Source organism: Alcaligenes sp. Marseille-Q7550, assembly GCF_965112015.1.
In genome coordinates, this window is record NZ_CBCOPU010000001.1 from 423,519 (window position 1) to 434,570 (window position 11,052).

The 11,052-nt window shown below is 65.0% G+C and carries 7 protein-coding genes and 1 pseudogene; 5 read left to right on the plus strand and 3 right to left on the minus strand.

Going from position 1 to position 11,052, the window contains the following annotated elements; all coding sequences use genetic code 11:
- The first annotated feature begins 74 nt into the window (after positions 1 to 74).
- From ACWPWO_RS02000 to ACWPWO_RS02020, 5 genes are all read left to right on the plus strand, one after another.
- Positions 75 to 1,025 carry an AraC-like ligand-binding domain-containing protein gene (locus tag ACWPWO_RS02000; RefSeq protein WP_454004036.1) on the plus strand — a complete coding sequence of 317 codons (951 nt, stop codon included), beginning with the start codon at positions 75 to 77 and terminating at the stop codon, positions 1,023 to 1,025.
- Positions 1,026 to 1,138: 113 nt separating this feature from the next.
- Entirely contained in the window at positions 1,139 to 1,939 is an 801-nt protein-coding gene (locus ACWPWO_RS02005; protein WP_454004038.1) for a hypothetical protein, read from the plus strand.
- Between the two features lie 31 nt (positions 1,940 to 1,970).
- Positions 1,971 to 3,047, plus strand: a complete 1,077-nt coding sequence (gene hemE, locus ACWPWO_RS02010; protein ID WP_454004040.1) for a uroporphyrinogen decarboxylase — start codon at positions 1,971 to 1,973, stop codon at positions 3,045 to 3,047.
- Between the two features lie 286 nt (positions 3,048 to 3,333).
- Positions 3,334 to 5,436, plus strand: coding sequence for a primosomal protein N' (locus ACWPWO_RS02015; protein WP_454004042.1), 2,103 nt, complete (start codon positions 3,334 to 3,336; stop codon positions 5,434 to 5,436).
- 268 nt (positions 5,437 to 5,704) lie between these two features.
- Entirely contained in the window at positions 5,705 to 7,780 is a 2,076-nt protein-coding gene (locus tag ACWPWO_RS02020; RefSeq protein WP_454004044.1) for a UvrD-helicase domain-containing protein, read from the plus strand.
- Positions 7,781 to 7,868: 88 nt separating this feature from the next.
- Here ACWPWO_RS02020 and ACWPWO_RS02025 read toward each other — a convergent pair whose 3' ends face one another.
- From ACWPWO_RS02025 to ACWPWO_RS02035, 3 genes and pseudogenes are all read right to left on the minus strand, one after another.
- Positions 7,869 to 8,105, minus strand: coding sequence for a hypothetical protein (locus ACWPWO_RS02025; protein ID WP_454004046.1), 237 nt, complete (start codon positions 8,103 to 8,105; stop codon positions 7,869 to 7,871).
- 308 nt (positions 8,106 to 8,413) lie between these two features.
- The gene (locus tag ACWPWO_RS02030) at positions 8,414 to 9,442 is read right to left on the minus strand and encodes an Rpn family recombination-promoting nuclease/putative transposase (protein ID WP_454004048.1); all 1,029 of its coding nucleotides are present in this window, start codon (positions 9,440 to 9,442) and stop codon (positions 8,414 to 8,416) included.
- Between the two features lie 133 nt (positions 9,443 to 9,575).
- Positions 9,576 to 11,048, minus strand: a pseudogene (locus ACWPWO_RS02035) (glutamate synthase subunit beta).
- Positions 11,049 to 11,052: the final 4 nt, after the last annotated feature.

The following is an 11,052-nucleotide window of genomic DNA, read 5'->3' on the forward strand; positions in this document are numbered from 1 at the left end:
TCGGCGGGGGCGCTCCGGTGCGTCCCGGTTCCCGAACAACGGCGGCGGCCGCATCCGGCCTTCAGGCAATGTCCATGTTATTGCGCACTCCTTCTTCCTCCTTCAAGAGCCTGGCGGCCTGGCAGGAAGTGGTGTGCGACTATTTCGTGCCGCTGGAGATCCAGCCGGCCTCGCGGCGCGGCTTCTGCAACCTGGCCGCCAGCGACCGCCTGGGCGCGGTCGGCATCACCGAACTGCGCACCAGCGCCCAGCGCGTGCGCCGCACGCAGGCCCTGGCCAACCAGTCCGAGCAGGCCCTGTACAAGGTGACGCTGCAATTGAGCGGCAGCAGCCAGATCGAGCAGGACAATCGCCGCAGCGTGCTGCAGGCCGGGCAGTGGGGGATCTACGACACCACCCGGCCCTACGAAGTCTCGGTGGAAGACCAGTCGCACTTCCTGGTGCTGCAGTTCCAGGAGGAGCGCCTGCTGTCCTGGCAGCCCTGGCTGCGCGACGCGGTGGCGCGGTCCTTTTCCGCAGCCACCGGACCGGCCCGCATCGCGATGGACATGCTGCGGCTGGGCCTGGAGGAGCGCGGCAGTCTGCCGGCCTCGGCGCTGGCCGAGCTGTCGGACACCGTGATCCGCATGATGGGCCTGAGCCTGGCCGAAGGGCGTGCGGCGCCCGCGGAATCGGCCCTGGACGAGGTGCGGCGCGGCCAGTTGCTGCAGATCCAGCAGCACATCCAGGCGCATCTGGGCGATCCGGGCCTGACGGCCCAGGCGCTGGCCGCGCAGTTCCGCATATCGCGCCGCTATCTGTACAAGCTGTTCGAGCGGCAGGGGCAGGCGCCGGCCGACTACATTCTGGCCGCCCGCCTGGAGCGGGCCTGCCAGATGCTGGCCGATGGCAATCCGGGGCGCCAGATCAGCGAACTGGCCTGGCAGGTCGGCTTTTCCGACGCCGCGGTGTTCAGCCACGCCTTCCGGCGCCGCTTCGGGGTCTCGCCCACGGAGTGGCGGCGCTCCCGGATCGGGGCCGATTAAGTAAAGTTACGTAGACAGAATTCCGACTGTTTCCGACAGGTGGCGCTCCCTATCCTAGAAGACATGAATCGGGCGGCCGGCGTGGCCCGCCCGCCGTCTCAAGGAATGCCCCCATGCGTCATCATCTGGACTGCGTCCTTCTCCATACCCGCCCCGGCTGGGCCGACGATCTGCTGGCTGCGACCCCGGCCTGCGAACGCCTGCAACTGCACGCGCTGCTGGCCCCGCCCGCGCCCCATCCCGACCAGGACTACCTGTTCCTGCGTCGCTCCTCGGCCCTGCTGCTGCGCTTCGACGCCTGCCTCATCCCCATCGAGGAAGCCACATTGGCCAGCACCCGCCGGGCCCTGTCGGCCGCGCAGGCAAGCCTGCCCATACCCGTCTTCGGCATGGTGCGCCACATCAAGGCGGCCGCGCTCCTGGACCTGCTCCAACTGGGCCTGGCCGACTACGTGCGCGAACCCTTGTGCCTGGAAGACCTGCGCGCCCGCATCAATCGCCATCGCCTGTACGCCGGGCCGTCGGGCGTGACTGAACCGCGGCAGCCGGGTCGGCTACACTATAGGGTGCAGGAGTGCCAGGATCTGGTCCTGCACCCCGGCCCGACGGAGCAGCGCCTGTCGCAGACCATCCTGCAGCAGGAAGGCACCACCCTGGACGCCTACGCGGCGGCCGTGGCGTCGCGCTATGCGTGCAGCCAGGAATCCTTCAAGGAAGCCAAGGGGCGCATCGTCGCCCGCTTCGAGCAGGCCTATATCCACGCCGCCCTCGACCGCCACAGCGGCAACATCGCCATGGCGGCCCGCTCCGCGCAAAAGCACCGGCGTGCTTTCTGGGCCCTGATGCGCAAGCACCACATCGATGCCTCGCGCTTTCGATCCGCGTCAAACCCAAACGAAGAACACGATGGTTAAAATCAACAGGCATTTTTGAATAGGGATTGCCGTGTCTTTACCTCAACTGAAAAACGATGTCTTGCTGCGTTCGCTGCTGCGTGAACCTGTTCCTTATACGCCCATCTGGCTGATGCGCCAGGCGGGCCGCTACCTGCCTGAATACAACGCCACGCGCGCGCAGGCCGGATCGTTCATGGGGCTGGCACAAAATCCCGAATTCGCCTGCGAAGTCACGCTGCAGCCCTTGCGCCGCTTCGGGCTGGACGCCGCCATCCTGTTCTCGGACATCCTCACCGTGCCCGACGCCATGGGCCTGGGCCTGGATTTCGTGGCCGGCGAAGGGCCGCGCTTCGCCCGTCCCGTGCGCACCGAAGCCGACGTGCAGGCCCTGGAAGTCCCTGACCTGGGCAAGCTGCAGTACGTGTTCGACGCCGTGTCCCTGATCCGCAAGGAGCTGGACGGCAAGGTGCCGCTCATCGGCTTTGCCGGCAGCCCCTGGACCATCGCCTGCTACATGGTGGAAGGCCAGGGGTCGGACGACTACCGCCTGGTCAAGAGCATGCTGTACCAGCGTCCGGACCTCATGCACCGCATGCTGGAGATCAACGCCCGCACCACGCAGCACTACCTGAACGCCCAGATCCGCGCCGGCGCCCAGGCCGTCATGCTGTTCGATAGCTGGGGCGGCGTGCTGTCGGACTCCCTGTTCCAGCAGTTCTCCCTGCAGTACACCCGCCAGGTGGTGGACGGCCTGATCCGCGAGCATGACGGCCGCCGCGTGCCCGTCATCGTTTTCACCAAAGGCGGCGGCCAATGGCTGGAAGACATCGCCGCCTGCGGAGCCGACGCCGTGGGCGTGGACTGGACCGTCAACCTGACGCGCGCCCGCGCCCGCGTCCAGGACAAGGTGGCCTTCCAGGGCAACCTGGACCCCATGAGCATGTTCGGCGGCGAAGCCGCCATCCGTTCGGAGGCCCGTCGCGTGCTGGAGGACTTCGGCCCGGTGGGGAAAGGCGGCCATGTGTTCAACTTCGGCCACGGCATTTCGCGCTTCACGGACCCCGAGGCCGTCGGCATCCTGGTCGACGAAGTGCATTCCTACAGCCGCCGCTTCCACGGCGTCTGACGGACCTGGCTCGCCGCCTCCCTGGCGGCGGCGAGCCAGGGTTATGCACACCTTGTCTTCCCGCCACGATACACCTGCATTCCAGATTTGATTTTAATATTAGCCAATAACTTATTGATATTTAAAGTTTTTACTGAAAATCAATGATCCGGGCAATTAAATTGTATCTGTGCTTGCATCTTTTCCCAGTTTATTCATCTCATTTTCCCCAAAGTTATCCACAGTTCTGTAAGGCCTTGAGTTATCAGGCTTTCAGCCTTTTTCGCCTCTCTACCAGGGTCATTCCATGACTGCCGATCCCGCCGCCACCCCTTCCCCGGCTACTGAACGCGTCGAAGGACCCTGCTGGCTGCACGTCGCGCTGGACGTGCCCCTGGACGGGGTCTTCGACTACCAGCATTCCGACGCGGTGCAAGTCGGCCAGAGGGTCATCGTCACCTTCGGACGGCGGCAGATGATAGGCGTGGTGGTCGCCCTGCCGCAGCAGCCTTCCTATCCGCCCGAGCAGGTCAAGCCCATCGATCAGGTCCTGGACGATTTGCCGCCTTTCCCGCCCGACTGGCTGCGCATGGCGCGTTTCGCCGCCGCGTACTATCACCGTCCTCTGGGCGAAGTCATGATGCCGGCGTTGCCCGGACCGCTGCGCAAGCCTTCCGCCTATCTGGGCAAGCGCTCTGCGGGCGGACCGGTGCGCCGCATGGCCAAGCGCAAGCCGCGCCAGGTCGAGCCCGTCGACCCCGACCTGCTGCCCACGCTGAATCCCGAGCAACAGGCGGCGGTGGACGGCATCCTGGCCGCGGGCGAGGGCGGCTGCGTACTGCTGCACGGCGTCACCGGCAGCGGCAAGACGGAAGTCTATATGCGCGCGCTGGAACAGGTGCTGGCGGCGGGCCGCCAAGTGCTGTTCATGGTCCCGGAAATCAATCTGACGCCTCAGTTCGAGCAGGTGATGCGCGCCCGTCTGGCGCGCGTGCTGCCGGGCGACGTGCTGGCCGTGCTGCACAGCGGCCTGTCCGAAGGCGATCGGCTGCGCGCCTGGCTGCGGGTGGCCAGCGGCCAAGCGCGCATCCTGCTGGGGACGCGCCTGTCCATCTTCACGCCCATGCCCGAACTGGGCCTGATCATCGTGGACGAAGAACACGACACGTCCTACAAGCAGCAGGACGGCTTGCGCTACTCGGCACGCGACCTGGCCGTCTGGCGCGGCCATGACCTGAAGATTCCGGTGGTGCTGGGCTCGGCCACGCCCTCTCTGGAAAGCTGGAATCATGCCCGCCAGGGGCGCTACGCGCTGCTCAGTCTGCCCAACCGCGCGCGGGCCGTGTCGCTGCCCCGGGTGCGACTGGTGGATACGCGCCGCCTGCGCCTGGAATCGGGTTTTTCGCCGCAATTGCTCGATGCGCTGGAGGCCCGCCTGGATCGGGGCGAACAGTCTCTGGTGTTCATCAACCGGCGCGGCTATGCGCCCGTGCTGCATTGCGCCTCCTGCGGCTGGCTGTCGCAGTGTCCGCGCTGCACGGTGTATACCGTGCTGCATCGGCAATCGGGCTATCGCCATAATCTGCAATGCCACCATTGCGGCTACCAGGCGCCGGTCCCGCGCGCCTGCCCCGACTGCGGCGACCAGGACCTGCAGCCCATGGGCAGGGGCACGCAGCGCATCGAGGAGTTCCTGGGCGAACATTTCCCGTCGGCGCGCATCGCCCGCATCGATGCCGACAGCACGCGCCTGAAGGGCAGCGCCCAGCAGTTGTTCGAGCAGGTGCACGCGGGCGCGGTCGACATCATGGTGGGCACGCAGATGGTGGCCAAGGGGCATGACTTCACCCGGCTCAGCGTGGTGGGCGTGCTCAATGCCGACGCCACCCTGTTCGCCCACGATTTCCGCGCGCCGGAGCGCCTGTTCGCCCAGTTGATGCAGGTAGCCGGCCGCGCCGGCCGCCACACGGAAGGCGCGGACGTCATCATCCAGACCGGCTACCCGGAGCAGGCCGTCTACCAGAGCCTGGTGCGCCACGATTACATCGGCTTTGCCCAGGCGGCCCTCTCCGAGCGCGAGTCCGTGGGCCTGCCGCCTTTCGCCTATCAGGTGCTGCTGTCCGCCGAGGCGGCCCAACTGGCCGACGCCATACGCCTGCTGACGCAGGCGCGCCGCCTGCCCGAAGAACATCCCCAGGATTATCCCGGCGCCGACCAGGTCTTCCTGTATGATCCTGTACCGTTGCGCGTGGTGCGGGTGGCCAGGGTGGAACGCGCCCAGCTGCTCCTAGAAAGCGTGCACAGGCCGGCCTTGCAGGCGTTCGTGCGCCATTGGGCGCCCCGGGTCGCGGAACTGGCCCGACAGCAGAAAATCCGCATCACCATCGAAGTCGATCCGCTTGAAATCTAGGGCCTGTCAATATTATTCAAGGAGGCGCGAAGGCATGAAAGCCCCTTTCAATCAAGGCGTACGTCGTGGTGCGTATGTCGATACGCACAAGATGTGCAACACCGAGTGGAAGGGGCTTTCATGCCTGCCCGAAGGGTTCGAGCCAGAGCGGACCGTTCTTTGCCTTGCCCACCCTTTCAAGGCATCCGGCCTTGCTGCGGCGGCCGCCTTGCACCCAATCCGCTTTGGCTCGAACGCGAGCTCCTTGAATAGTATTGGCAGGCCCTGAATGTCCAACCCATTGCCCACGCCCGGTCACACGGTTCCCACCGACCTGAACGCCATGCAGCGCCAGGCGGTGCTCTACATGGACGGGCCCTGCCTGGTCCTGGCGGGCGCGGGCAGCGGCAAGACGCGGGTGATCACCCAGAAGATCGCCTATCTGCTGCGCGAATGCGGCTACAGCGGCCGGCAGGTGGTGGCGCTCACCTTCACCAACAAGGCGGCGCGCGAGATGAACGAGCGCATCCGGGCCCTGGTGGACCCCAAGCTGCTGCGCGGCCTGACCGTCAGCACCTTCCACTCGCTGGGCCTGCGCATGCTGCGCGAAGAAGCTCAGCATGTGGGCCTGAAGCCGCGCTTTTCCATCCTGGATTCGAACGACGCGCTGGCCATCATCCAGGAACTGCTGGCCACGACCGACAAGGCGCGCCTGAAAGCCGTGCAGCAGGAAATTTCCCTGTGGAAGAACGCCCTGATGGGGCCGGACGAGGCCGAGCGCGCCGCCAGCTCGCCCAGCCAGATCGAGGCCGCCCGGGTCTACCGCAGCTACGCCGCCACCCTGATCGCCTATCAGTCGGTGGATTTCGATGACCTGATCCGCCTGCCCGCCCAACTGATGGAAGAAAATCCCGAGGTGCGCGAACGCTGGCAGCACCGGGTGCAGTACCTGCTGGTGGATGAATACCAGGATACCAATCTGTGCCAGTACCGGCTGGTGCGCAGCCTGACCGGGCAGCGCGCCATGTTCACCGTGGTGGGCGACGACGATCAGGCCATCTACGCCTGGCGCGGCGCCACGGTGGAAAACCTGGCCCAGCTGCCAACCGATTACCCGACGCTGCGCGTCATCAAGCTGGAGCAGAACTACCGTTCCGTGCAGCGCATCCTGCACGCCGCCAACAATGTCATCGGCAACAATCCGGTGGTGTTCGGCAAGAAGCTCTGGTCGGACCTGGGTTATGGCGAGCCCATCCAGGTCAGCGCCGCCGACGACGAACAGGCCGAGGCCGAATCGGTGGCCATACGCCTGTCGGCCGAACGCTTCGAGCGCCAGGCGCAATGGCGCGACTTCGCCATCCTGTATCGCGGCAACCACCAGGCGCGCGTATTCGAGCAGGCCCTGCGCAATCTGCGCATCCCCTATACGATCTCGGGCGGCCAAAGCTTTTTCGACAAGGCCGAGGTGCGCGACATCCTGGCCTATCTGCGCCTGATCGCCAACGACGAGGACGATCCGGCCTTCATCCGCGCGGCCACCACGCCGCGGCGCGGCATCGGGCAGGCCACTTTGCAGGTGCTGGGCCAGTTCGCCGCCGAACAGAAACTGTCCCTGTTCGCCGCCGTCTTCCAGATCGCCCTGACCGATCGCCTGCCGGAGCGCCAGCTCGAACCCTTGCAGGTCTTCGCCCAGTTCATCCAGCGCATCCAGCAACGGGCCGACCGGGTGGACAGCGATTTGGAGGAACATGAAACCGCCGTCAGCGAATTGCTGGGCGAGTTGCTGCGGGCCATCGACTACGAACGCTATCTGTACGACATGTTCGATGAGCGCCCCGCCCAGACCCGTTGGGAAAACGTGCTGGAACTGGTCACCTGGCTCAAGGCCAAGGCGCTGGACGACCAGCTCAGCCTGAACGACCTGGTCCAGCGCGTGGCGCTCATTACCATGCTGGAGCGCGGCGAGGACGAAGACCCCGATGCGGTCAAGCTGTCCACGCTGCATGCCTCCAAGGGCCTGGAGTATCCGCATGTGTTTCTGGTGGGCGTGGAAGAGGGCTTGCTGCCGCACGTGGGACGGGATGACGAGGACATCGCGCCGGAGCGCGAAGCCGAGGTCCTGGCGCAGCGCATCCAGGAAGAGCGCCGCCTGATGTACGTGGGCATCACGCGAGCCCAGCGCAGCCTGCGCCTGACCTGGTGCAAGAAGCGCCGCCGCGCCCGGGAGAACCTGGTGCGAGAGCGCTCGCGCTTCGTGGACGAGATGAAGATCGAAGAACCCGCCGCCCAGGAAGATCCGGCTCAGGCGGCCATGAGTCCCAAGCAGCGCCTGGACATGCTCAAGAACCTGCTCAACAGGACTTAGGTCCGGAAAAAACAAAAGCCTGCTGAATCAGCAGGCTTTTCAACATCAACCGATGATCTGGTTGCGGTGTACAGCGGTGTTGCGTGGATTACCAGTAGCAGGCCGACATGCGAGCGTCGCGGATGCGGGCTTCGTCCAATGCACGGGTAACGCTGACGAGATAGTTGAACACAGTACGCGCGGCGCGGGAGATCAGCGACGAGCCTTCCTTGGTCAGCGCTACGAGAGACACGGATTCACCGTTTTCCAGGGCATGCTGCATAACCCCACGCTCAACAGCGTCACTCCAGTGGATGTAGTGCGAGTAAGTGGTCATGGTAGACATTTCGTTTGCCTTTATGGTGAAGGTCTGACTGAAAGAGATTTCATTATAGGGTTTTCCCTAGGGTTAAAGCAAGGGTAAACCCTAGGTGTTCCTAGGGTTGTGGTTTTTTAGGGAAAACCCTAGGTTTCATGAAAAAATAGCCAGAAATCATGAACTGGCTTATCAGTCAGTCAGTCAGTCAGTCAGTCAGACATGCCTTGCCGCGCCGATGGCGTCAGGCTGCTGCGCGTCGGTTCAGGAAAACGTCAGATGACGCCAAGAGGGCGGGGCGATAAAGCCGGCCGCATGCGCATCGCCGGGGGGCCTGCTCAAAACCGAGGTTTTGGTGAACGGTCAGGAGACGGGCTGAAGACCTCTTCCAAGGTTTGAGCCTGCAGCAGCCGGATGCTCCAGGCCTGCAATTGGGCCAGATCGGCCTGGGCGAGCAGCTCCCAATGGGCTTGGGAAAGACGGCCGAATTTATGGCGCATCTGGCGGCTGAGCAGGGAACGGTAGGATTGCAGGCGTCCATTCCGCCTGCCTTCTTGCAGGCCTTTCTGAATACCTTGCTGCCGTCCTTGCGCCAGCCATTGATGAGTCCAGGAATATGAATGATCGATGAGCATGGCTTGGATCTCCAGCAGTTGGTCAAAACGAGGCAGAGTCAAGTGGGGGAGATGGCGGGGCAGGAGCACGCGGTTGACCCAGATTGCCAGGTCTCGCTGCAGGCACGGGTCGGGCAGGGTGCAATGAGCAGTGTGCAGCAAGTCCGCTAGATGAACCAGGCCCTGGTTGTGCTCCATTTGGCAAATCAACATCAATGGATCTTCAGGCGGCAATAAGCCTGTAAAAACCTGTTTTTTCTGGTCGAAAAGCAAAATATCCTGCCGAGGCCTGTGGCACTCCAGCCACGGACTTGGTGCTGCATCGATCAGATTCTGGATGCGGACAGGCTGGGGCCAGGGGCGCCGGCCGCTATAGAGGATGACAGGCAGCAGCCAGGGCAGTTTTTGCTTGCGGCGGGGATAGGCGCGCTGCAAGGCCTGATAGTGCAGCACGGTATAGGTAAGCATGCGCAGCGGCATGGCATGGTCCGGCTGGGACTGGTGTTCGATCAGCAGCGCGATGGGATTCTGTCCGCCCTGCCGCGCAGGAATGTTCCAGACCAGATCGGCTTGGCGGTTCTGCAGGTCGGGGCCGACATAGACAGGCGAGGCAGGCTGTGCCTGATCCAACCGCCAGCGCTGCAGGAGAGGACCCGCAAGGACGGCTCTTGCCAGGGCCTGGAGCAGCACGCGATGAGAAAAAAGCCGGCGGTAGCAACTGTCCTGCACATTCATGAAGACCTCGCAAAGCATAGTCGCCAGCTTGCGGGTTTTCAGCGCGCGGGGCTACGGCGCAAGGCAGCGATTGTCCTGCGTGGAAATACCAGTCCGGACAAAAAAACCCGCCCGCAATGCGGACGGGTTCTCGAGGCGGGGTGAGGCCAGGTCAGCGCGGCAGGGTGGAGCTGCCCATCAGGAACTGGTCCACGGAGTGCGCGCATTGGCGGCCTTCGCGGATGGCCCAGACGATCAGCGACTGGCCGCGGCGCATGTCGCCGGCGGCAAAGACCTTGGCGCGGCCGGTCTGGTAGTCCTCGGTGCTGGCGGCCACGTTGCCGCGTCCGTCGGGCTGCAGTTCGAAGGCGTCCAGCACCTGGCGCACGGGCGAGACAAAGCCCATGGCCAGCAGCACCAGGTCGGCGGGGAAGGTCATCTCCGACCCTTCCACGGGCGCCATGCTCATGCGGCCGGTCTCGGGGTCGGTCTGCCATTGCACGCGCACGGCGCGCAACTGCCGGACCTGGCCGTCCTTGCCGTCCAGGCCCACGGTGCTGATGGCCCAGTCGCGCTCGCAGCCTTCCTCGTGGGATGAGGACGTGCGCAGCTTGGCAGGCCAGTAGGGCCAGACCAGGGCGGTGTCCTCCTGCTCGGGCGGACGCGGCATCAGTTCGAACTGGGTCACGGACTTGGCGCCCTGGCGATTGCTGGTGCCCACGCAGTCCGAGCCGGTGTCCCCGCCGCCGATCACGATGACGTGCTTGTCCTTGGCGCTGATGGCGGGCTTGCCGCGGTCGCCGGCCACCTGCTTGTTCTGGATGCGCAGAAAGTCCATGGCCGGATGCACGCCGCTCAGCTCGCTGCCGGGCACATCCAGCATGCGGGGGGTCTCGGCGCCGCCGGCCAGCACGATGGCGTCGAACTGCTGATCCAGGTCCGCGGGCGAGAGCACCGTCAGGCCCGGCTCGCGGGCGGCCGCGTCCTCGGCCCGGCCGATGTAGGTGGACGGGCGGAATTCCACGCCTTCGGCCTCCATCTGGGCGATGCGGCGGTCCAGCAGGTGCTTGTCCAGCTTGAAGTCGGGGATGCCGTAGCGCATCAGGCCGCCGATGCGGTCGCTCTAGTCGTACACCGGGACCTGGGGGCCGACGCGCGCCAACTGCTGGGCGCAGGCCGGGCCCGCCGGTCCGGAGCCGACGACGGCCACGCGCTTGCCGGTCTTCTGGCTGGGCGGCTGGGGCACGACCCAGCCGTTCTCCCAGCCCTTGTCGATGATGGCGTGCTCGATGGACTTGATGCCCACCGGCATGCGGTCGATGTTCAGCGTACAGGCCGCCTCGCAGGGCGCCGGGCAGATGCGGCCGGTGACTTCGGGGAAGTTGTTGGTGGAGTGTAGGACATCCAGCGCCTGCCGCCACTGCTGCCGGTAGACCAGATCGTTCCAGTCCGGAATGATGTTGTTCACCGGGCAGCCGTTGTGGCAGAAGGGGATGCCGCAGTCCATGCAGCGGGCCGCCTGCACGCCCGCCTGCTTGTCGTCCAGGGCCTGGACGAACTCCTTCCAGTGCTTGACCCGCGTCAGGGGCGCCTCGACCGCTTCCTGCAAACGTTGGTATTCAAGAAATCCAGTGGTCTTTCCCATGATG